At 67.1% G+C, this 22,044-nt stretch carries 15 protein-coding genes and 1 pseudogene; 8 read left to right on the plus strand and 8 right to left on the minus strand.

Annotated features, from left to right (window positions below):
* The first annotated feature begins 2 nt into the window (after positions 1 to 2).
* Positions 3 to 3,143: an isoleucine--tRNA ligase gene (ileS, locus tag BN972_RS09995; RefSeq protein WP_099051068.1), complete on the plus strand. Its 3,141-nt coding sequence runs from the start codon at positions 3 to 5 to the stop codon at positions 3,141 to 3,143.
* A 16-nt stretch (positions 3,144 to 3,159) separates the two neighbouring features.
* On the opposite strand, the gene BN972_RS27665 is transcribed toward ileS, so the two are convergent.
* Complete coding sequence (locus BN972_RS27665) at positions 3,160 to 4,470, minus strand: PE domain-containing protein (protein ID WP_051545200.1); 1,311 nt, start codon at positions 4,468 to 4,470, stop codon at positions 3,160 to 3,162.
* Positions 4,471 to 4,778: 308 nt separating this feature from the next.
* Here BN972_RS27665 and BN972_RS10005 point away from each other — a divergent pair, with 308 nt between their 5' ends.
* Positions 4,779 to 6,206: a DNA polymerase IV gene (locus tag BN972_RS10005; RefSeq protein WP_455709856.1), complete on the plus strand. Its 1,428-nt coding sequence runs from the start codon at positions 4,779 to 4,781 to the stop codon at positions 6,204 to 6,206.
* Here the strand turns inward: BN972_RS10005 and BN972_RS10010 are convergent.
* Positions 6,171 to 7,098: pseudogene (locus tag BN972_RS10010) on the minus strand (asparaginase). The gene BN972_RS10005 and the pseudogene BN972_RS10010 sit on opposite strands and share 36 nt — an antisense overlap.
* Positions 7,099 to 7,144: 46 nt before the next feature.
* Between BN972_RS10010 and lspA the strand changes: the two are divergent.
* Both lspA and BN972_RS10020 read left to right on the plus strand, forming a co-directional pair.
* Positions 7,145 to 7,729 (plus strand): signal peptidase II, encoded by a 585-nt coding sequence (lspA, locus tag BN972_RS10015; RefSeq protein WP_036355792.1) that lies wholly within the window; start codon positions 7,145 to 7,147, stop codon positions 7,727 to 7,729.
* A complete protein-coding gene (locus BN972_RS10020) occupies positions 7,726 to 8,652 on the plus strand; it encodes an RluA family pseudouridine synthase (RefSeq protein ID WP_036355795.1) in 927 nt (308 codons plus the stop codon). The genes lspA and BN972_RS10020 overlap by 4 nt, the downstream gene beginning before the upstream one ends.
* Here the strand turns inward: BN972_RS10020 and BN972_RS10025 are convergent.
* Genes BN972_RS10025 through BN972_RS10035 form a run of 3 tightly spaced genes read right to left on the minus strand, consistent with a single transcriptional unit; the run spans position 8,635 to position 10,495 of the window.
* A complete protein-coding gene (locus tag BN972_RS10025; protein ID WP_036355798.1) occupies positions 8,635 to 9,411 on the minus strand; it encodes a class I SAM-dependent methyltransferase in 777 nt (258 codons plus the stop codon). The two genes, BN972_RS10020 and BN972_RS10025, sit on opposite strands and share 18 nt — an antisense overlap.
* Positions 9,408 to 10,034, minus strand: a complete 627-nt coding sequence (locus BN972_RS10030) for an MliC family protein (RefSeq protein ID WP_036357211.1) — start codon at positions 10,032 to 10,034, stop codon at positions 9,408 to 9,410. The genes BN972_RS10025 and BN972_RS10030 overlap by 4 nt, the downstream gene beginning before the upstream one ends.
* A 50-nt stretch (positions 10,035 to 10,084) precedes the next feature.
* On the minus strand, positions 10,085 to 10,495 hold the full coding sequence (locus BN972_RS10035) for a group I truncated hemoglobin (protein ID WP_036355800.1): 411 nt from the start codon (positions 10,493 to 10,495) through the stop codon (positions 10,085 to 10,087).
* A gap of 180 nt (positions 10,496 to 10,675) precedes the next feature.
* Here BN972_RS10035 and BN972_RS10040 point away from each other — a divergent pair, with 180 nt between their 5' ends.
* Together BN972_RS10040 and BN972_RS10045 are read left to right on the plus strand one after the other, a co-directional pair.
* Positions 10,676 to 11,692 (plus strand): SDR family NAD(P)-dependent oxidoreductase, encoded by a 1,017-nt coding sequence (locus BN972_RS10040; RefSeq protein WP_036357214.1) that lies wholly within the window; start codon positions 10,676 to 10,678, stop codon positions 11,690 to 11,692.
* 4 nt (positions 11,693 to 11,696) lie between these two features.
* Positions 11,697 to 12,500 (plus strand): SDR family NAD(P)-dependent oxidoreductase, encoded by an 804-nt coding sequence (locus BN972_RS10045; protein WP_036355804.1) that lies wholly within the window; start codon positions 11,697 to 11,699, stop codon positions 12,498 to 12,500.
* Here BN972_RS10045 and BN972_RS10050 read toward each other — a convergent pair.
* The 3 genes from BN972_RS10050 to BN972_RS10060 are packed head-to-tail and all read right to left on the minus strand — an operon-like array spanning position 12,497 to position 17,873.
* Complete coding sequence (locus BN972_RS10050; RefSeq protein ID WP_036355807.1) at positions 12,497 to 14,161, minus strand: hypothetical protein; 1,665 nt, start codon at positions 14,159 to 14,161, stop codon at positions 12,497 to 12,499. The genes BN972_RS10045 and BN972_RS10050 overlap by 4 nt on opposite strands.
* Positions 14,161 to 16,020 (minus strand): serine/threonine-protein kinase, encoded by a 1,860-nt coding sequence (locus BN972_RS10055; RefSeq protein ID WP_036355810.1) that lies wholly within the window; start codon positions 16,018 to 16,020, stop codon positions 14,161 to 14,163. The genes BN972_RS10050 and BN972_RS10055 overlap by 1 nt, the downstream gene beginning before the upstream one ends.
* On the minus strand, positions 16,017 to 17,873 hold the full coding sequence (locus BN972_RS10060) for a serine/threonine-protein kinase (protein ID WP_036355813.1): 1,857 nt from the start codon (positions 17,871 to 17,873) through the stop codon (positions 16,017 to 16,019). Before BN972_RS10060 ends, BN972_RS10055 begins: the two co-directional genes overlap by 4 nt.
* Before the next feature lie 74 nt (positions 17,874 to 17,947).
* On the opposite strand from BN972_RS10060, the gene BN972_RS10065 reads away from it, so the two are divergent.
* Together BN972_RS10065 and dnaE are read left to right on the plus strand one after the other, a co-directional pair.
* On the plus strand, positions 17,948 to 18,379 hold the full coding sequence (locus BN972_RS10065; protein ID WP_036355816.1) for a type II toxin-antitoxin system Rv0910 family toxin: 432 nt from the start codon (positions 17,948 to 17,950) through the stop codon (positions 18,377 to 18,379).
* Positions 18,380 to 18,447: 68 nt separating this feature from the next.
* Positions 18,448 to 21,981: a DNA polymerase III subunit alpha gene (gene dnaE / locus BN972_RS10070; RefSeq protein WP_036355819.1), complete on the plus strand. Its 3,534-nt coding sequence runs from the start codon at positions 18,448 to 18,450 to the stop codon at positions 21,979 to 21,981.
* Positions 21,982 to 22,044: the final 63 nt, after the last annotated feature.

Genomic DNA, 22,044 nt, shown 5'->3' on the forward strand with positions numbered 1-22,044 from the left:
ACCTGGATAGCGAGGCCCACACCGCCTATCCCAAGCTGGCCAGCGGCGCACCCGACTTTCCCGCACTCGAGCTCGAGGTGCTCGACTACTGGTTCCGCGACGACACCTTCCGCGCCAGCATCGCCCGACGTGACGGGGCAGCCGAGTACGTGTTCTACGACGGGCCGCCGTTCGCCAACGGCCTGCCGCACTACGGGCACCTGCTGACCGGCTACGTCAAAGACATCGTGCCGCGGTATCGCACCATGCGCGGCGACAAAGTGGAGCGCCGATTCGGCTGGGACACACACGGTTTGCCGGCCGAACTCGAAGTCGAACGCCAACTGGGCATCACCGACAAGTCCCAGATCGACTCGATGGGCATCGCCGCTTTCAATGACGCCTGCCGCGCGTCGGTGTTGCGCTACACCGACGAGTGGCAGCAGTACGTTACCCGCCAGGCCCGCTGGGTCGATTTCGACAATGACTACAAGACCCTCGATCTCAGCTACATGGAGTCGGTGATCTGGGCGTTCAAGCAGCTGTGGGACAAGGGCCTGGCCTACGAGGGCTACCGGGTGCTGCCGTACTGCTGGCGAGACGAGACACCGTTGTCCAATCACGAGCTACGCATGGACGACGATGTCTACCAAAGCCGCCAGGACCCCGCTCTCACCGTCGGATTCAAGGTGGTGGGCGGTGACTCACAAAATGAACTGGCCGGTGCCTACTTGCTGATCTGGACGACGACGCCGTGGACCCTGCCGTCGAACCTTGCGGTAGCGGTGAACCCCGCCGTGAGCTATGTGGAAGTTCGGGCCGGGGATCGACGTTTTGTGCTCGCGGAGGCGCGCCTGGCCGCCTACGCGCGCGAGCTCGGCGAAGAGCCCGAGGTGTTGCGCGTCATCCCCGGCTCGGAGCTGCTGGGCACCCGGTATCTGCCGCCCTTCCCGTATTTCCTGGACGCGCACAACGCATTCCAAGTGTTGCCCGGCGAGTTCGTCACCACCGAGGACGGCACCGGACTGGTGCACATGGCGCCGGCCTACGGCGAGGACGACATGGCGACCACCGATCCGGTGGGCATCGTGCCGGTCACGCCCGTCGACGCCAAGGGCCGCTTCGACGCGACCGTGCCGGATTACCAGGGGCAGCACGTCTTCGACGCCAACCCGCAGATCATCCGCGATCTGAAGAATCAGAGCGGTCCGGCGGCTGCGAACGGGGCGGTGCTGCTGCGCCATGAAACCTACGAGCACCCGTACCCGCACTGCTGGCGCTGCCGGAACCCGCTGATCTACCGGGCGGTGTCGTCCTGGTTCGTGCGGGTGACCGAGTTCCGCGATCGCATGGTGGAGCTCAATCAGCAGATCACTTGGTATCCCGAGCACGTCAGGGACGGGCAGTTCGGCAAGTGGCTGCAGGGCGCCCGTGACTGGTCGATCTCGCGCAACCGGTACTGGGGCACTCCCATTCCGGTCTGGAAGTCTGACGATCCGGCGTTCCCCAGGATCGACGTGTACGGCAGCCTGGACGAGCTGGAACGCGACTTCGGCGTGCGCCCGGACAACCTGCATCGGCCCTACATCGACGAACTCACCAGGCCCAATCCCGACGACCCCACCGGCAACAGCACGATGCGCCGCATCACCGATGTGCTCGATGTGTGGTTCGACTCCGGTTCGATGCCCTATGCCCAGGTGCATTACCCGTTCGAGAACGCGGACTGGTTCGACAGTCACTACCCGGGTGACTTCATCGTCGAGTACATCGGCCAGACCCGGGGCTGGTTCTACACGCTGCATGTGCTGGCCACCGCGTTGTTCGACCGGCCGTCGTTCAAAACGTGTGTGGCACACGGGATCGTGCTGGGGTCAGATGGCCAGAAGATGAGCAAGTCGCTGCGCAACTATCCCGATGTGACCGAGGTGTTCGACCGCGACGGCTCCGACGCCATGCGGTGGTTCCTGATGGCCTCGCCGATCCTGCGCGGCGGCAACCTGATCGTCACCGAACAGGGCATCCGCGATGGCGTGCGTCAGGTGTTGCTGCCGTTCTGGAACGCCTATAGCTTCCTGGCCCTGTACGCACCAAAGGTCGGTACCTGGCGCACAGATTCCGAGCATGTGCTGGATCGCTACATCCTGGCCAAGCTGGCGGTGCTGCGCGACGACCTGACCGCTGCGCTGGATGTGTGCGACATCTCCGGAGCCTGCGAGCAGCTGCGCCTGTTCACCGAGGCATTGACGAATTGGTATGTCCGACGGTCCCGTTCGAGATTCTGGGTGGAAGATGCCGACGCCATCGACACCCTGCACACCGTGCTGGAGGTGACCGCCCGGTTGGCCGCGCCGTTGTTGCCGTTGATCACCGAATTGATCTGGCGCGGCCTGACCGGTGGCCGCTCGGTGCATTTGACGGACTGGCCGCAGGCTTCAGAGCTGCCGGTGGACGCCGCCCTGGTCACCGCGATGGACCAGGTGCGCGAGGTGTGCTCGGCGGCATCCTCGCTGCGCAAGGCCAAGAAGCTGCGGGTACGGCTGCCATTGCCGAAACTGACCGTGGCGGTGGAGGATCCGGAGCGGTTGCGGCCGTTCACCGACCTGATCGGCGACGAGCTCAACGTTAAGCAGGTCGAGCTCACCGATGCGATCGACACCTACGGTCGCTTCGAGCTGACCGTCAACGCCCGGGTCGCCGGACCGCGGTTGGGAAAGGATGTGCAGGCGGCGATCAAGGCCGTCAAGGCCGGTGAAGGCGTTGTCAACCCGGACGGCACTTTGACCGCAGGCCCGGCGGTGCTGCAACCCGAGGAATACAGCTCCCGGCTGGTGGCCGCCGACCCTGAGTTCACCGCGGCCCTGCCCGGGGGAGCGGGCCTGGTGGTACTGGACGGCACGGTGACTCCCGAGCTGGAAGCCGAGGGCTGGGCCAAGGACCGCATCCGCGAGCTGCAGGAGCTGCGTAAGTCGACCGGGTTGGAAGTGTCCGACCGGATCAGCGTGGTGGTCGCGGTGCCGTCCGAACGCGAGGAGTGGGCGCGCACCCACCAAGACCTGATCGCGGGCGAGATCCTGGCTACGTCCTTTGAATTCGGCGACCCGTCCGACGGCGTCGAGATCGGCGACGGGGTGCGGGTGGCGATCTCCCGGGTGCCCGCGTAGGGCGGTGCCGGGTCGATTACAGGTCGACGGCCGGGACGACCGGCACCGCCGCAACCAGTGAAATCGGCTGTGGGGGTGCGCCGATGGCTTCGGCGAGCCGCTGAGGTAGATGCAGCAGCAGCCCCGGCAGGATCCCGCCGGTGGGCGTGCCGCCGAGCGGTAGCGACAACAGCGGGAAGCCGGTGGCCGGACCGATATTCGCGGTTACGGTCGACAAGGGTGTGAGCAGCCCGCCGACGGGTAAACCTGCCGTCGCCGGCACACTGAGTGTCCCGACGCCACCGGCGAGCGGCAGGTCTAGCGCGGGTAGGGACAGGCCCAGCATGACCTGGCCGTTCAGGAAACCGTTGGTGACGACGGCGGGCGCGGTCAGCACGGCCACCGCGGCGCCGAACAGGTCGCCGCGTTGCATGGCGCTGCCGAAGGCCGTCGCGCTGGACATGAACGCATCGAAGGTGGTAATCGGCGAACCAATCGCGTTGATGCCCATGGCTATCGGTAGACCGAAGAAGGCCGCTCCGGTGGCCACCGGGTCGAGTTGTGCTCCGATGGAGTAGGAGAAGTCGGTCACTGTTCTAAGCAAGTTGAACGCGTTCTGCCCGATCTGGCCCGGGATGGAGAAGATGGGCATGACATCGTTGAGGACCTGGGCGGCGTCCGCGCCGGCCTGCAGGCTAGCCCCGGCATTGGCCAGCGACGTGGAGATGATCTCGCCGTAGTGGGCCTGGTTGGCGAGGAATTGCCGCAAGAACGGGAACGGGTTGGACTGCAGGCCGTTGCCGAGGCTCTGCAGGTTCGCGATCGTGTTGTTGACGAGGGCTTCATACGGCCTGGTGAACGCAGTCCAATCGGGCGCAGTGGCGCCGGGGCCGAACAGTCCGGGTAGCAGCTCGGGCAGGGCCGGGAGGCCGGGCAGGGCCGGGCCGCCGGGAAGACCGGGCAGGGTCGGAGCACCAGGCATGGCTGGCAGGGCAGGGATAGCCGGCAGACCGCCGGTGCCGCCCGGGACCAGTGCAGAGGACGCGGAATTGGCTACCACCTGCACGGCATTCGCTGACTCCGTGCCCACATATGCGCCGGCGGTGGAGCCCAGCAGGTCGACGATCCCGGCGTGAAAGGCCCGAGTCTGCGCACTGATGGTTTGGAATTCCTCGCCGAACTCTCCGAATACGCGGGCGATCGCGGCCGAGATTTCGTCCGCGGCCGCGGGAGCTATGGCCGTGGTGGAGGCGGCGATCGACTCCGATACCTCGGTTAAAGCCGACCGTATGCCTGCCAATTCTTGGGCGGCGGACTCGATCCATTCGGGAGCAACAACGAGTGACATAGCCATCTCCTTTGACCAGTGCCAATAGCCGATCGCGCGCGATCAACGTGGTAATGGCCAGGAAAACGGCTATTAAACATGCGTGTAACGCAATATTTTCGCTCGCGTAAAGAAATTGGTTCCGATATCGGATTGGCGTTTCGGAAAATGGTCCGCAACGCGCCGAATGTCCAGGCGGTCAAGGGGTTTCGAGTGTATCGCCCGCGTGCGCTCGAGCGTGCGGGCTATGGCGCTGCGCCCCTGCTTTCCTGCGCCATAAGGCCCACGGTCGGCCGGTTAGCGCACACAGCCAAATAGCATCGACACCTGTGGAGTCCCGTTGGGTGCTGCACCTGGACATGGACGCGTTCTTCGCCTCCGTCGAACAACTAACCCGGCCGACTCTGCGGGGGCGTCCGGTGCTGGTTGGCGGCTTGGGCGGGCGGGGCGTGGTGGCCGGGGCCAGTTACGAGGCGCGGGTGTTCGGCGCCCATTCGGCCATGCCGATGCATCAGGCCCGCCGGCTGGTCGGAGTCTCGGCGGTGGTGTTGCCCCCGCGCGGCGTGGTGTACGGGGTCGCGAGCCGGCGCGTCTTCGAGACGGTGCGCCACCTGGTGCCGGTCCTGGAGCAGCTGTCCTTCGACGAAGCATTCGGCGAACCCGCGCAGCTCGCCGGGGCGTCGGCGGCCGATGCCGAAGCGTTCTGCGGCGAACTGCGGCGACGGGTCCGCGAGGAGACCGGCCTGATCGCCTCGGTAGGTGCCGGCTCGGGCAAGCAGATCGCCAAGATCGCCTCCGGTCTGGCCAAACCCGACGGCATCCGGGTCGTGGACCGCGCCGAGGAACGAGCGCTGCTGGCCGGCTTACCGGTGCGGCGGCTGTGGGGGATCGGTCCGGTTGCCGAGGACAAATTGCATCGGCTCGGCATCGAGACCATCGGGCAGCTGGCGGCCCTCAGCGACGCGGAAGTGGCCAACATTCTCGGGGCCACGGTCGGGCCGGCGTTGCATCGGCTGGCCCGCGGCATCGATGACCGCCCGGTCGCCGAACGCGCCGAAGCCAAGCAGATCAGCGCCGAGTCCACCTTCGCCACCGACCTGACCACCCTCGATCAGCTGCGGGACGCGATCGAACCCATCGCCGAACACGCGCACCGCCGCCTACTGAAAGACGGCCGCGGCGCGCGGACGGTCACGGTGAAGCTGAAGAAATCCGACATGAGCACGCTTACCCGCTCGGCGACCCTGCCGTACGCGACGGTCGAAGCGGGCGCGTTGGTGGCCTTAGCTCGCAGGCTGCTGCTCGACCCCGTGCAGATCGGGCCGATTCGCCTTCTGGGCGTTGGGTTTTCGGGTCTCAGCGACGTCCGCCAGGAGTCGCTGTTTCCCGATCTGGAGCTGGCGCAGGAATCAGCCTTGCCAACGGGGTTGGAAACGGCGCCGGAATCGCATCAGGATTTCGAGACGATGCGAGCGGCGCTGCTCACCGGTCAGGACGGGGCGTCATGGCGGGTGGGCGACGACGTGGTACACCCCGAGTTCGGGCACGGGTGGGTCCAGGGGGCGGGTCATGGCGTGGTCACCGTGCGATTCGAGACCCGCAGTTCTGGCCCCGGCCAGGCCCGGACCTTCCCGGTCAAGACCCCCGATCTCGCCGCCGCCAACCCGGTCGACAGCCTGGACTGGCCCGACTACGTCGGTGATCTGCGCGAGCGGGACTCCTCAGCCCCACCGATCGAGGACGTCGGCGAGGGGTAGGCCCGCGGCCAGTGCCGCCATCAACAGGACGCGGGCCTGCGGCGGACCTAGTCGCGGCACTAGTAGCGCGCCCGCGCGGGCCAGGTCGTCGCCCGGTCCGTAACCGGCGCTCACCCGACCGCTGGGCACCCGGGTGGATACCACGACCGTCACGCCGGCGCGGGACAGGCGTCGCACCCCGTCAACGACGGCGACCCCGGCGTTGCCGGAACCCAAAGCCTCCAACACCACCGCACGGGCGCCGGCCGCCGCGAAAGCGTCCAGCGCGACCGCGTCACTGCCCAGATACGCCACGGCGATATCGACCCGTGGCGCCCCGACTGACCCCCACATCACCGACGAACGGTCGGACCTTGGCCCCCGTCAACGACACAACGCCATCGGCGGTACCGAGCAGTTGCCCGGCGAACCCACTGAGGTCCTGGGTTGCGGCTTTGCGCAATCCCAGCGGTTGCAGCACCCGGCCGGCGAAACACACCAGCACGCCCAGACCACGGGCCGCCGGGTGGGCCCCCACCGCCACCGCGGCCCGCAGGTTGGCGGGCCCGTCCGCGTCGGGCGCGTCGGCGCTGCGCATCGCACCGGTCAGCACCACGGGAACGTCACCCGAGTAGGTCAACTCCAGCCACAGGGCGCTCTCCTCCATGGTGTCGGTGCCGTGCGCGATCACGATCCCGTCCGCGCCGTCGGTGATCGCGGTGTGCACCGCGTCGCGCATCCGGTCCCAGTCCGGTGGTGTCAGTTCGGAGCTGTCGACGGCCATCAGGTCGATGACGTCGACGTCGAGCCCTTCAGTGAGGTCGGCGCCCGAGTGTGCGGGCCGGCGCACGCCGTCGGCGCCGGTGCTCGTCGAAATCGTCCCTCCGGTGGTGATCACGGTGACGCGGCCCATCAGGGGATCATCCCGCACCCCCGGCGGCTTAGTGGATGATGGTGGGGTGCCTGACGAACCAACAGGGTCCGCCGATCCGCTGACATCAGCCGGTGACGCCGTGGCAGCCCATGAGCCCGAGGCAGCCCCGCCGCCCCGGCGGCTGCGTTTGCTGTTGGCGGTTGCGGCGGTGGTGCTTTCGCTGGACATCGTGACCAAGGTGTTGGCGGTCAAACTGCTGCCCCCGGGGCAGCCGGTGTCGATCATCGGCGACACCGTGACCTGGACGCTGGTCCGCAATTCGGGGGCCGCGTTCTCGATGGCCACCGGCTACACCTGGGTGCTGACGCTGATCGCGACCGGCGTGGTGGTCGGCATCTTCTGGATGGGCCGTCGACTGGTCTCACCGTGGTGGGCGGTGGGGCTAGGGATGATCCTGGGCGGCGCGATGGGGAACCTGGTCGACCGTTTCTTCAGGGCACCCGGGCCGCTGCGGGGCCACGTAGTGGACTTTTTATCGGTCGGGTGGTGGCCGGTGTTCAACGTCGCCGACCCGTCCGTGGTGGGCGGGGCCATCCTGCTCGTCGTGCTGTCCATCTTCGGCTTCGACTTCGACACCGTGGGTCGGCGCAACACCGAGTCGAAGGAATGACCGACCGCTCTATGCCGGTCCCGGAGGGACTGGCGGGCATGCGCGTGGATGCCGGGTTGGCGCGCCTGCTGGGGCTGTCCCGCAGCGCCGCAGCCGCCATCGCCGAGAACGGCGGCGTCGAACTGGACGGTGTGACGGCAGGGAAGTCCGATCGTTTGAATTCGGGTGCCTGGCTGCAGGTTCGGTTGCCGGAGCCGCCGAAGCCGCCGGAGAACACGCCCGTCGACATCGAGGGCATGACGATCCTGTACTCCGACGACGACATCGTCGCCGTCGACAAGCCCGCGGCGGTGGCTGCGCACGCGTCGGTGGGCTGGACCGGTCCGACGGTGCTGGGCGGCCTGGCCGCCGCGGGCTACCGGATCACCACCTCCGGTGTGCATGAGCGCCAAGGCATCGTGCATCGTCTGGACGTCGGCACGTCCGGGGTGATGGTGGTGGCGATCTCCGAACGGGGCTACACGGTACTCAAGCGGGCGTTCAAGCAACGCACCGTAGACAAGCGTTACCACGCGCTGGTGCAAGGACATCCGGATCCGTCCAGCGGGACCATCGATGCTCCGATCGGCCGGCACCCCGGCCCGGAATGGAAGTTCGCGGTCAAACGGGACGGCCGGCACAGCATCACCCACTACGACACCGTGGAGGCGTTCGTCGCCGCCAGCCTGCTCGACGTGCACCTGGAGACCGGCCGGACCCACCAGATCCGGGTGCACTTCGCCGCTCTACATCACCCCTGCTGCGGTGACCTGGTCTACGGCGCGGATCCCAAACTGGCGAAAAGGCTTGGCCTGGAACGGCAATGGCTGCATGCGCGGTCGCTGGCGTTTGCCCATCCGGCCGACGGCCGCCGGATCGAGATCGAGGCCCCTTACCCGGCCGACCTGGTGCACGCGCTGGACGTGCTACGCGCCGAGGAGTGACGGTTTGCGTGCCTCGACGAGGACACGCGCGGCATGAGCGACGAACGGTCCCCTTTGTTGGATGCGTTCGTGCAGTTCGCGTAACCGCTCGCGATAGCGTTCGACGCTGAAATCGGGCACCGTCCAGATCACCTTACGCAGGAAGTGAACGACGGCGCCGACGTCGAAGAATTCCTGCCGCAGCCGCTCGGACCGCATGTCCACGATCTGCAGGCCGGCCGCTTCCGCCTGTGCCCGCTCGTGATCCGGATGACGACGTGCCCACGCTTGGGGCTGCGGACCGATGAAGTATTCGACCAACTCCGAGACGGTGGCCGGGCCGATGTGCTGGGCGAGGTAGCTGCCGCCGGGCCGCAGCACCCGCGCAATCTCGTTCCACCACACCGTGTTCGGATGCCGACTGGTCACCAGGTCGAACGCCGCGTCGGCAAACGGCAGCGGCGACTCGGCGGGCGTGGCCACCACTACCACGCCCCGCGGATGCAACCGCTTGGTCGCCAGCGCCGCGTTGGGCGACCAGGACTCCACCGCCGCCATGGTCGGCGGAAACCGCTGCGCCCCAGCCAGCACCTCGCCGCCACCTGTCTGAATGTCCAGCGCCGCAGAAACTTCCGCAAGACGGCTGCTCATCAGCCGTTGATAACCCCAGGACGGTCGTTCCTCGGTGGCGCGGCCGTCGAACCACGAGAAGTCCCATCCGTCGAGCGCGGCTGACTCGGCTTCGGCCACCAGGTCTTCGAAGCTGCGGGAGGCGTTCACCTTGTGCGGCAGACGAATTTGGTGCCGCTGAGGTCCAATGTCACCTCGCCCTGGTGTTCCCAGTATTCCGACCCCGCACGGCCGTACCGGGCGCCGCTACCTGAGGGCTGGATGAACAGGATGACGCGGTTGCCCTTCCAATCCAGCACCGCCGTCTTCGGATCGAGCTGGTTGTAGAACTGGGCGGTCAGGGTGCCGGCGTCCGGCGGGCAGTCGTAGGCGACGACCGGCGGAGCCGCGGTTGCCGGGTCCGCGATGATCAGCTCGACCAGCCGCGTCTGATAGGCCTCCACGACACAGGTTCGCATGTCGGTGCGGTCAGCGCAGCCGTCCCTGGTGGTGGCGAAGGCGGTTTGCGCGCTCGTCACCGCGGGTTGGTCAGCCCCCGGACGTGACAGGGCTTGGTGGTAGGCGCTCTGCACACGGTGATCGAGATCGCTCAATTGCGGTTCGCTACATACCATTTGCTGCGCTTTGTTCGCCGGCTTAGCGCAGTCGAACGTCCCAGCGGGGGGCGGGGGCAACGCCGTGGTGGTCGGGGGGACAGCGGAGGTCTGGCTGGGCGGGGCGTGGCCGCCGCACGCGGTGACAATGAACGCGGCGACCAGGCAGGCGGCGAACAGTTTCACACCATCGACTATCCCGCACCGCGCGCAGTTCGTCCGCACGGCGCTCAGTCTGTCGTGGTGCTGCCTTCCGCGGAAGCGATGTCGGAGGCCAGCGGCGCTACGACGCCCACTATTTCGGCGATCGTGCCCGCCGGTATCCCGGCCGCTGCCAGCGCGTCGCCGAGGTGCCCGGCGACCAGACCGAAGTGGTGCATGGTGATGCCGCGCCCCTGATGCACTTGCTTCATCGGTGCACCGGTGTAGAGATCGGGACCGCCGAGAGCGGCCGCGAAGAACTCCACCTGCCGGCCTTTGAGCCGGTTCATGTTGGTCCCGGTGAAGAACCCGACCAGCTCCTCGTCGGCGAGTACGCGGTCGTAGAAGTCGTCGACGACAGTCTCGATCGCCTCGTAGCCGCCGATCCTGTCGTAGATGCTGACAACTTTGCGCGGCCGGAGAAGTTTCGGTAGCGGCATCGACCCAGCTGACCATCTGTGGGTTGCTGGTCGGTTAGTCCGCCGTCACCGCCGGATTATCCGGTGTTACAAGACGATTGTTTACATAGGGGCAATCTGTATAAATTGACCGGCCGATGTCCTAGGTTGGCTTTATGACCTGTGTCACACCATCCACACCGCCATCAGGAGCAACTGTCAATGAATCTTGGTGACCTCACGAATCTGGTCGAAAAGCCGTTCGCGGCCGTGTCGAACCTGATCAACACGCCGAACTCCGCGGGTCGGTACCGGCCCTTCTATTGGCGCAACCTGCGCGACGCGGTGCAGGGCCGCAAGCTCGAGGATGCGGTGGAGGGCAGGATCGCGCTGATCACCGGCGGCTCCTCGGGCATCGGCGAGGCCGCCGCGCACAAGATCGCCGAGGCGGGCGGCACCGTGGTTCTGGTCGCTCGGACCTTGGAGAACCTGGAAAAGGTCGCCGACGACATCCGCGGCAACGGGGGCACCGCCCATGTTTACCCGTGCGACCTGTCCGACATGGACGCGATCGCCGAGATGGCCGACAAGGTGCTCGAAGACCTCGGTGGGGTGGACATTCTGATCAATAACGCGGGACGTTCGATCCGCCGTTCGCTCGCGCTGTCCTACGACCGCATCCACGACTACCAGCGGACCATTCAGCTGAACTACCTGGGTGCGGTGCAGCTGATCCTCAAATTCATCCCGGGTATGCGGGAACGCGGCTTCGGCCACATCGTCAACGTTTCTTCGGTGGGCGTGCAGACCCGCGCACCGCGGTTCGGCGCCTACATCGCCAGCAAGGCCGCGCTGGACAGCTTGTGCGATGCGCTGCAGGCCGAAACCGTCAGTGACAATGTGCGATTCACCACCGTGCACATGGCGCTGGTGCGCACGCCGATGATCAGCCCGACCACCATGTACGACAAGTTCCCGACGCTGACCCCGGATCAGGCCGCGGGTGTGATCACCGACGCGTTGATCCACCGGCCGCGGCGGGCCAGCTCGCCGTTCGGACAGTTCGCCGCCGTCGCCGATGCCGTCAATCCCGCCGTCATGGACCGGGTGCGTAACCGCGCCTTCAGCATGTTCGACGATTCCTCGGCGGCCAAGGGCGCCGACGACAAAGGTGAGCAAAAGGATCTCGATCGCCGCAGCGAAACGTTCCTGCAGGCGACCCGAGGGATTCACTGGTGATCGCATGAGCCTTCCCAAACCGAACAAGAACGCCACCGTCGTCATCACCGGCGCCTCCTCGGGCATCGGTACCGAGCTGGCCAAGGGCCTGGCCGGCCGCGGCTTTCCCCTGATCCTCGTCGCGCGCCGACGCGAACGCCTCGACGAGCTCGCCGAGGAGTTGCGCGCCTCCAACAAGGTCGACGTGGAGGTGCTGCCACTTGACCTGTCCGACACGGCATCCCGCGGGAAGCTGGTCGACCGCCTGCGCACCGATCCGATCGGCGGGCTGTGCAACAGTGCCGGCTTCGGCACCAGCGGCAAGTTCTGGGAGTTGCCGTTCGAAAGGGAAAGTGAGGAGGTCACGCTCAATGCGCTGGCCCTGACCGAGCTGACACACGCGGCCCTGCCCGGCATGGTCGAGCGCGGGGCCGGCGCGGTGTTGAACATCGCCTCGATCGCCGGTTTCCAGCCGATCCCGTACATGGCCGTCTACTCCGCCACCAAGGCGTTTGTGCTGACCTTCTCCGAGGCCGTGCAGGAGGAGCTGCACGGTACCGGGGTGTCAGTCACCGCGTTGTGTCCCGGTCCGGTGCCCACGGAGTGGGCGCAGATCGCCGATGCCGAACGGTTCAGCCTCCCGGTGTTCCAAACCACGCCGCAGGAGGTTGCCGAGCAGGCGATCAAGGGGATGCTGGCCGGTAAGCGCACGGTGGTGCCCGGCACGGTGCCCAAGGTGGTGAGCACCAGCGGCCGGCTCATTCCACGCAGCCTCCTGCTGCCGGGGATTCGGATCGGCAACGCGCTGCGCGGCGGGCCCGGGCGTTAACTGTCCGGCGGAATCTTCAACACCCGGCCGGGCTGAATGAGCTTGTTGGACCTGTCCGAAACAGCTGATGTCAGGACGTAGAGGTTGTTCGTGGAGTCGAACGCTACGTCGTAGCTGTTCGCGGCCAGGGGCACCTTGACGACGCTGCCGCCGTCCGACGGCCATTCGTAAAAACCTCGGCCGAAGCCGTCGGCGATGAAGATGTTTCCGGCGCTGTCGAACGCGACGTGCCTGGGCTCGATCAGGTCGGGGATCGGCAGCGTGGTCGGGGTCGTGGCGCCGGCCGCCAATTTGAGTATGCGGCCATGGCCGGTGCCCTTGACGCCGGCGCAGATGTAGATGTTGCCGGCGCTGTCCACCGCCATGCCCCGAGGCAGGAAGATGTCACCGAAAGCCAGGTCGGTGGGCCGGTTTTCGCCGGGCGCCAGCTTTTTGGCGCCGTACTTCAGCGCCATGTCGCCAGTCAGCAGACCGCCAACCGCGTAGACGTTGCCTGCCCTGTCGACCGCGATGGCCTGGATCGACGAGAACCCCCGGAACGGCAATCGGATCGCAGTGGACTTTCCGGCCTCGATGAACCAGACCTGGGCGCCCACGCTGACGTAGATGTTGCCTGCCTGATCGACAGTGACATCCGACGCCGAACGCAGATCCACTCCGTTGAACTCGAGCGTGGTGGGCCCGCTTCCCCCGGGCGTCAGCTTGAACAGTTGCGCGGGGGTCGAATCGAACATGCCGGCATCGGGAGGTGGCGCGATTGAAGCCAGCACGTAGACGTTACCGGCGCCGTCCAGCCCCAAACTCCTCGTCGGATGCATGCCCGGGAAGGGCAGCTCGATCGGTTGGCCGGCGTAGGTGCGCCGGGGTTCGGGGGTCGCCGTCGACGTGGTCGGCGCGGCCGGAGCGGACCCGCTGTGATGAACGAGTCGCGGAATGGCGATGGCCCCGGCCACTACCGCGCCGAAGATGACGACGACGGCTAGTACCGGCGCGATGCGGCGCCGGCGCCGCGGCGCTGGTGGCGGCGGTAATGGGATAGGGCGGGAATGCGGATACGACACCGTGGGCGACCGTCCGTAGCCGGGATCCCATTGCGGTGGCGGGGGATTGGGGTTCGGCGGCGGTGGCGGCAGCTCGATGGTGCGGGTTGCGGCCTCCGACGGGTTCGACGGCGGGGGCGGTTTCGTGGCGAGGGCACGCTGGGCGGCGGTCGCCAGATCCGTGGCGCTGCGGTAGCGGTCGTCGGGATTGGGTGCCAATCCCTTGGCGACGACGTCCTCCAGCGCTGCGGGGATGCCGGCGCGCTGCTGGCCGGGACGCGGGACCGGCGCACCGGGACCGGCGGGCGGTGGTGCGTGTCCGACCAGGCACTCATACAGCACGGCCGCCAGCGCGTAGACGTCGGCGCGGTAGGTGGCCTCGGTATTGGTGACCAGGGAGCGGGTGCGCTCAGTGGACGGCGTGGGCCCACCGCTGTCGGAAAGCAACACCGAATCGTCGCCGGCTAAGTGGATGGTGTCCGTGCTGACGTCACGATGAACGGTTTGACTCGCGTGAGCGGCGTCGATCGCTGACGCAACCCGGCGCACCACGTCGACCGCGCGCGCGGGATCAAGCGAGCCATTTTGTGCCAGAAGGCTTTTCAGGCTCCGATCGGCCATCAGTTGCCACCGACCTTGAGCAGCCGGGTGTTTTCGGTCAGGTAGATGTTGCCTGCACCGTCGATTGCCAGGCCGCCAAATGACTGGTTCTCTGGCGCGAATTGCAGGGTGGATGTGGTGGCGCCCACCGGGAGTTTCAGCAACCGGCCCCTGTTGTCGGCGTTGTCGATGACGTAGATGTTGCCTTGGCCGTCGATCGCGGCACCCTGTGCCCGGCCGAGCTGCCCGAACGGTAGTTGGGTCGGGTTGGCGTCGCCCGGAGCGAGTTTGAGTACTCGTCCGGACTGCAGGGCATAGACGTTGCCGGGGGCATCCACGGCGATCCCTTCGAACCCTCCGCTTCCGAACGGCAGCACGGACGGAGTGGTGGACCCCGCCTCGAGTCGAAGTACTCGATCGTTCGCGGCGACGAACACGGTTCCGCCGGCGTCGGCCGCCACGCCGTTGGGAAACAACCGGCCGAACGGCAACTCGACCGGGTCGGCGGCGCCGGGGGCAAGCTTCCACACCTTTCCGGCGTTGTCGCCCTTGGGGAAGTCAGTCACGTAGATACCGCCGGCGCCGTCCACACTGACCTGCTTGGGTCGGGTGAGGCCGCGAAACGGCACTTCGACGGGAGCTGCGGAATTGGCGGCGAATCGATAGACGCGGGCAGTGCTGGTGTCGACGACGAAGATGTCCCCGCCCGGGCCGATCGCCACCCCACCGAGCTCCCCATACCCGATGATCGGCAGGCGGGTGGCGTTCAACGGCGGGGCGGCGCTGGTGACCGGCGCGGCGCCGCTCGGGCTCGCGGTCGTGCTGGTGCTGGGAGTGGCGTGCTGGGTGGGTTCGGGTGCCGCGACGACCGCGATGACGGCGGCCGTGACGGCCACCACTGCGATGGCCGCGACCGCCAGCATCAGCCCGCGACGGGACTTGCGACGCAACGGCATTGGTGCATGAAAGGGGGGCGCGGGTGGTGCCTGTGGTGTCCAAGGCCGAGTGGTGCCGGCTTCCTGGGGTGCCCAATCGCGCTGCGGTACCGGAGTATTCAGGGCGCGTTGCGCGGCGGCGGCCAAGTCGCCGGCCGTGCGGAAGCGCTGCTCGGGCTCCTTGGCCATCCCGCGGGCGATGACCTCGTCGAACCCGACCTGGATACCCGGATGGTGCTGGGTCGGCCGAGGCGGCGGAGAGGTCAGATGGGCGGCGACCAACGCAGGGATCTCGGTACGACCTTCATAGGGCGCGGATCCGGTCAGGCATTCGAACAACACGCACGCCAACGCGTAGATGTCAGCGCCCGGCGTGACTTCACCGGAGGCGAGGCGTTCCGGCGCCAGATAGGCGAACGAGCCGATCGTGGTGCCTTCACTGGTGAGCTTGGTGTCGGTGGCGGCGTTGGCCAGTCCGAAGTCGACGAGACAGGCGAAGTCGTCATTGCCGAGCAGGATGTTGGCCGGTTTCACGTCGCGGTGGATCACGGTCTCGGCGTGCGCGGCGTCCAGCGCCGCGGCGATTTGGCGCACGATGTTGACGGCTCGCGGCGGGGACAGAGCGCCCTCGCGGTCCAGGGTGCTCTGCAGGTCGGTGCCGTCGATGAGCCGCATGTCGATGTAAAGCTGCCCGTCGATCTCGCCGCAGCCGTGGATGGGCACTACGTGCGGGTCATGCAGTCGCCCGGCCGTGCGAGCCTCTCGGAAGAGGCGTTCCCGAAACGCGGGATTGTGCGAGTAGCTGCTGGACAGCAGCTTCAGCGCCACCACGCGGTTCATCGCGGTGTCCTCGGCCTCGTAGACCTCGCCGAACCCGCCGGTGCCAAGCAGCCGTCGCAAGACGTAGGGCCCGAACCGGGATCCCACCCGAGAGCTGGAAGTCACTGCGCAGCACCTATTTCCAGCACCTTGCCGGTGGCACATTCGTCGCTGCGATGGCAGTCGGCGACGTAGAGGTTGCCGTCCTTGTCAACCGTTAGCCCGAACGGATAGTTCAGGCCGGGAAAGGCCACCGGGGTGGCACTAGTCGCACCGGGAGCCAGCTTGTAGATCCCACGTCCTTCGACGTCGGAGACGAAGACGTTGCCCTTGTTGTCCACCGCCACACCGTAAGGCTGCTGGAGCCCGGCGAACGGCAGCTCGGTGGGGGCATCGGCGCCGGGGGGCAGTTTCAGCACGTGCCGGTCCTCGCCGTCGGCGATGTAGAGATTGCCGTCGTTGTCGGCGGCGACGCCCGCCGGTGCGTTCAGCAGTGTCGTCGGCATCAGCACCGTGGCGCTCGTCGCACCGGGAGCCAGCCGCAGTACCTGCCGCGCGGCCGTGTCCGCAACGTAGACGCTGCCATCCTTGCCGACGGCCACGCCTTCCGGCCGGATGAGGTGTCCGAACGGCGCCAGGGATGGCCCGCGGGCACCCGGTGACAGCTTCCACACGCCCGGAGCGTGTAGGTCGGCGACATACACATTGCCGGCCGGGTCCACCGCCAGGCCCGTCGGGACCAATTCTCCGAAAGTCAGCTCGGTGGCCGACGTTTGACCGGCCGGCAGTCTCAGTACCCGGCCCTCGGGTGCGCGGGCGCCGACCTCGGTGGCGTAGACGGTCCCGGCCTCGTCGACGGCGATGCCGCGGGTATTCACCAGCGCCGGGAACTTCAGCACGATCGGGGCGCTCGACGACGGCCGCGGCGCGCTGGGTGCCGCCGGCTGCGACGATGCGGGGCGGCGCACGATCGCGATGATCGCCACCACTGCCGCGACGGTGACGAGGGCAACCGCGGCGACGGCGATCACCTTGCGGCGCCGCGATTTCCGGTTCGGTGGCCGGGCCCAGTCCGGCAGCGGCTGGGGCGGTCGGACCCCGGGAAGTGGCGGCGCAGGGGGAGCGGCGGTCCACTCGCGGGTGGTCGCCGCGGGATTAAGAGCCTGCATGGCGGCCGCGGCGAACTCGCCCGCCGTGCCATAGCGGGCGTCGGGGTCCTTGGCCATGCCACGTGCGATGACCGCGTCCAATTCGGCTGGGATGCCTGCACGTTGCTCGCTGACCCGCGGGATCGGCGCGGTCAGCTGCGCATGCATCAGCGCGGCAATTTCCCGGTGCTCGGCGTAGGGCGGCGAGCCGGTAAGCAGTTCGTACAGCACGCAGGCCAACGCATAAACGTCGCAACGGTGGTCGACCGCGCCCCCGGAGAGTCTTTCTGGGGCGACGTAGTCGAAGGTGCCGACGGCCTTGCCCGGCTTCGTGAGCCGGGCGTCGCCGGCCGCGTTGGCCAGCCCGAAGTCGACGAGGCTCGCGAAATCGTCGCCGGACAGCAGGATGTTGGCGGGCTTGACGTCGCGGTGGATCACGTGTTCGGCGTGTGCAGCATCCAGGGCGGCGGCGGTCTGGCGGATCAAGTTCACCGCCCGCGCCGGATCGAGCGGGCCGTCCCGCTTCAGCACCGTCTCGAGGTCCACGCCGCGCACCAGCCGCATGTCGATGTAGAGCTGGCCGTCGATCTCGCCGCAGCCGTGGATCGGCAATACGTGGGGTTCGCGCAGCCGGCCTGCGGTGTGCGCCTCCCGGAAGAGGCGTTCGCGGAACACCGGATCCTGGGAGTAGGCGCCGGTGAGCAACTTCAGCGCCACGGCGCGGTGCATGGTGGTGTCCTCGGCTTCATACACCTCGCCGAACCCGCCGCTGCCCAACAGACGGATCAGCCGGTACGGCCCGAACCGCGAACCCGTCCGATCCTCGACCACTAACCCTCCCTCCGCTCGGCCGACTCCGGCAGCTACGCCGCCGAGCGTAACCGCGCTGCCGTTACGCTCGCGACATGGCTTCTGTCGAGGTGACCTCTGATGTACCCATGAGTCCGCAGGACATGTGGGAGCGCGTGTCGGATCTGTCCCAGTTGAGCGAATGGCTCGTCATGCACGAGGGCTGGCGCAGTGAGGTGCCCGAGGAGATCAGCGAAGGCACCCAGGTCGTCGGCGTGGCCCGCTCCAAGGGGCTGCGCAACCGGGTGACGTGGACGGTGACGAAATGGGACCCGCCGCACGAGGTCGCGATGTCCGGCGACGGCAAAGGCGGAGCAAAGTACGGCGTGCGGGTCACCGTGACGCCCCACGACGACGGTTCCACCATGGGCCTGCGCCTTGAGCTGGGCGGGCGCGCGCTGTTCGGCCCGGTGGGCAAAGCGGCCGCCCGCGCCGTCAAGGGTGACGTAGAAAAGTCGCTGAAGAATTTCGTCGAGCTGTACGCCTAAAAGCCGTCAAGACACACTCCGCGACACGCCGGTGATGTGTCGGTGCCCGGTCATAGACTGGCGTCCCTATGAACCAGTCGAGCTTCGTGCACCTGCACAACCACACCGAGTATTCGATGCTGGACGGTGCCGCGAAGATCAGCCCGATGCTGGCCGAAGTCGAGCGGCTGGGGATGCCCGCCATCGGCATGACCGACCACGGAAACATGTTCGGCGCCAGCGAGTTCTACAACACCGCCACCAAGGCCGGGATCAAGCCGATCATCGGCGTGGAGGCCTATATCGCGCCGGCTTCGCGCTTCGACACCCGCCGCATCACCTGGGGGGATCCCAGCCAGAAGTCAGACGACGTATCCGGCAGCGGCTCCTACACGCACCTGACGATGGTGGCCGAGAATGCGACCGGCCTGCGCAACCTGTTCAAGCTGTCGTCGCTGGCCTCCTTCGAGGGTCAGCTGGGCAAATGGTCGCGCATGGATGCCGAACTCGTCGCCGAACACGCCGAGGGCATCATCGCTACCACCGGCTGCCCGTCCGGGGAGGTGCAGACCCGGCTGCGGCTTGGGCACGATCGCGAGGCATTGGAGTCGGCGGCGAAGTGGCGCGAGATCTTCGGGCCGGACAACTACTTCCTCGAACTGATGGACCATGGGCTGTCGATCGAGCAGCGGGTCCGGGAGGGCCTGCTGGAGATCGGCCGCAAGCTCGACATCCCGCCGCTGGCCACCAACGACTGCCACTACGTCACCCGCGACGCCGCCCACAACCACGAGGCGCTGCTGTGCGTACAGACCGGCAAGACGCTGTCGGACCCCAACCGGTTCAAGTTCGACGGTGACGGCTACTACCTCAAGTCGGCCGCCGAGATGCGCCAGCTGTGGGACGGCCAGGTGCCTGGTGCGTGCGACTCCACGCTGCTGATCGCCGAGCGGGTGCAGTCCTACGCCGATGTGTGGACGCCGCGCGACCGGATGCCGGTGTTCCCGGTGCCCGAGGGGCACGATCAGGCGTCCTGGCTGCACCACGAGGTGATGGCCGGCCTGCGGCGCCGGTTCCCCGACGGCGTCGGCCAGGACTACATCGACCGGGCCGAGTACGAAATCAAGGTCATCTGCGACAAGGGCTTCCCTGCGTACTTCCTGATCGTGGCGGACCTGATCAACTATGCGCGCTCGGTCGACATCCGGGTGGGGCCTGGCCGTGGCTCGGCCGCGGGGTCGCTGGTGGCTTACGCGATGGGTATCACCAACATCGACCCCATCCCGCACGGGTTGCTGTTCGAGCGGTTCCTCAACCCGGAGCGCCCGTCGGCCCCGGATATCGACATCGACTTCGACGACCGCCGCCGCGGCGAGATGGTGCGCTACGCGGCCGACAAATGGGGCCACGACCGCGTTGCACAGGTCATCACCTTCGGCACCATCAAAACCAAAGCGGCGCTGAAGGACTCGGCGCGGATTCACTACGGCCAGCCCGGCTTTGCGATCGCCGACCGGATCACCAAGGCGCTGCCGCCGCCGATCATGGCCAAAGACATTCCGCTGTCGGGCATCACCGACCCCAACCACGAGCGGTTCAAGGAAGCGGCCGAGGTCCGCAGTCTGATCGAGACCGATCCGGACGTGCGCACCATCTACCAGACGGCGCGCGGTCTGGAGGGCCTGATCCGCAACGCGGGTGTGCACGCGTGTGCGGTGATCATGAGCAGCGAGCCGCTCACCGAGGCGATCCCGCTGTGGAAGCGGCCGCAGGACGGCGCGATCATCACCGGCTGGGACTACCCGTCCTGCGAGGCCATCGGCCTGTTGAAGATGGACTTCCTGGGCCTGCGCAACCTGACGATCATCGGCGACGCGATCGAGAACATCAAGGCCAACAGGGGCATCGAGCTCGACCTGGAGTCGGTGCCGTTGGACGACGGGCCGACCTACGAGTTGCTGGGCCGCGGCGACACCCTGGGGGTGTTCCAGCTCGACGGCGGGCCGATGCGCGACCTGCTGCGCCGCATGCAGCCCACCGAGTTCAACGACATCGTTGCCGTCCTGGCGCTGTACCGGCCCGGCCCGATGGGGATGAACGCCCACAACGACTACGCCGACCGCAAGAACGGCCGCCAGCCCATCAAGCCGATCCACCCCGAGCTCGAGGAACCGCTGCGCGAGATCCTTTCGGAGACTTACGGTCTCATCGTTTACCAAGAGCAGATCATGTTCATTGCTCAGAAGGTCGCCTCCTACACCATGGGTAAGGCCGATGCGCTGCGCAAGGCGATGGGCAAGAAGAAGCTCGAGGTGCTCGAGGCGGAGTACAAGGGCTTCTACGAGGGCATGACCAACAACGGTTTCTCCGAAAAAGCGGTGAAAGCGTTGTGGGACACCATCCTTCCGTTCGCCGGGTATGCCTTTAACAAGTCGCACGCCGCCGGCTACGGCCTGGTGTCCTACTGGACCGCCTACCTGAAGGCGAACTATCCGGCCGAGTACATGGCGGGTCTGCTCACCTCCGTCGGCGACGATAAGGACAAAGCGGCGGTCTACCTGGCGGACTGCCGCAAGCTCGGCATCACCGTGCTGCCGCCGGACGTCAACGAGTCCCTGGTCAACTTCGCCTCGGTCGGCAAGGACATCCGCTTCGGGCTGGGAGCGGTACGCAACGTCGGCGCCAACGTGGTGGGCTCGCTGATCAAGACCCGCAGCGAGAAGGGCAAGTTCACCGACTTCTCGGATTACCTCAACAAGATCGACATTTCGGCGTGCAACAAGAAAGTCACCGAGTCGTTGATCAAGGCGGGCGCGTTCGACTCGCTCAACCACCCGCGCAAGGGTCTTTTCCTGGTGCATACCGATGCCGTGGATTCGGTGCTGGGCACCAAGAAGGCCGAGGCGATGGGGCAGTTCGATCTGTTCGGCGGCTCCGACGGCGACGGGGACGCCGTGTTCACCATCAAGGTGCCCGAGGACGAGTGGGAGGACAAGCACAAACTCGCGCTGGAACGCGAGATGCTGGGCCTGTACGTGTCCGGGCACCCGCTCAACGGGGTGGCGCACCTACTGGCCACCCAGGTCGACACCGCCATCCCGGCGATCCTGGACGGCGACGTGCCCAACGACACCCAGGTGCGCGTCGGCGGCATCCTGGCCGCGGTCAACCGGCGCGTCAACAAGAACGGGATGCCCTGGGCCTCAGCGCAATTGGAAGACCTGACCGGTGGCATCGAAGTGATGTTCTTCCCGCACACCTACTCCAGCTACGGCGCCGACATCGCTGATGACGCCGTGGTGCTGGTCAACGCCAAGGTCGCGATCCGCGACGACCGGATCAGCCTGATCGCCAACGAGCTTGTGGTGCCCGATTTCTCCAACGCCCAGCCGAACCGGCCGCTGGCCGTCAGTCTGCCCACCCGGCAGTGCACCATCGACAAAGTCAGCGCCCTCAAGCAGGTGCTGACCCGGCACCCCGGCACGTCCCAGGTGCACCTGCGGTTGATCAGCGGAGACCGGATCACCACGCTGGAACTCGATCAGTCGCTGCGGGTGACCCCGTCGCCGGCCTTGATGGGCGATCTGAAGGAGCTGCTCGGCCCGGGTTGCCTCGGCGCCTGAGTGCGGAACGCTCGACTTCGTTTTCTACGATCGGAGTGAAGAGGCTGAGGCGCCAGACCGCTG

This window comes from Mycobacterium asiaticum DSM 44297, from assembly GCF_000613245.1.
GTDB lineage: Bacteria > Actinomycetota > Actinomycetes > Mycobacteriales > Mycobacteriaceae > Mycobacterium > Mycobacterium asiaticum.

Excerpts from the sequence above, each read along its gene's own strand:
- dnaE (WP_036355819.1), top strand. The coding sequence starts at position 18,448 with ATGAACCAGTCGAGCTTCGTGCACCTGCACAACCACACCGAGTATTCG.
- BN972_RS10040 (WP_036357214.1), top strand. The coding sequence starts at position 10,676 with ATGAATCTTGGTGACCTCACGAATCTGGTCGAAAAGCCGTTCGCGGCC.
- BN972_RS10065 (WP_036355816.1), top strand. The coding sequence starts at position 17,948 with ATGGCTTCTGTCGAGGTGACCTCTGATGTACCCATGAGTCCGCAGGAC.
- BN972_RS10020 (WP_036355795.1), top strand. The coding sequence starts at position 7,726 with ATGACCGACCGCTCTATGCCGGTCCCGGAGGGACTGGCGGGCATGCGC.
- BN972_RS10045 (WP_036355804.1), top strand. The coding sequence starts at position 11,697 with ATGAGCCTTCCCAAACCGAACAAGAACGCCACCGTCGTCATCACCGGC.
- BN972_RS27665 (WP_051545200.1), bottom strand. The coding sequence starts at position 4,470 with ATGTCACTCGTTGTTGCTCCCGAATGGATCGAGTCCGCCGCCCAAGAA.
- BN972_RS10050 (WP_036355807.1), bottom strand. The coding sequence starts at position 14,161 with ATGGCCGATCGGAGCCTGAAAAGCCTTCTGGCACAAAATGGCTCGCTT.
- BN972_RS10035 (WP_036355800.1), bottom strand. The coding sequence starts at position 10,495 with ATGCCGCTACCGAAACTTCTCCGGCCGCGCAAAGTTGTCAGCATCTAC.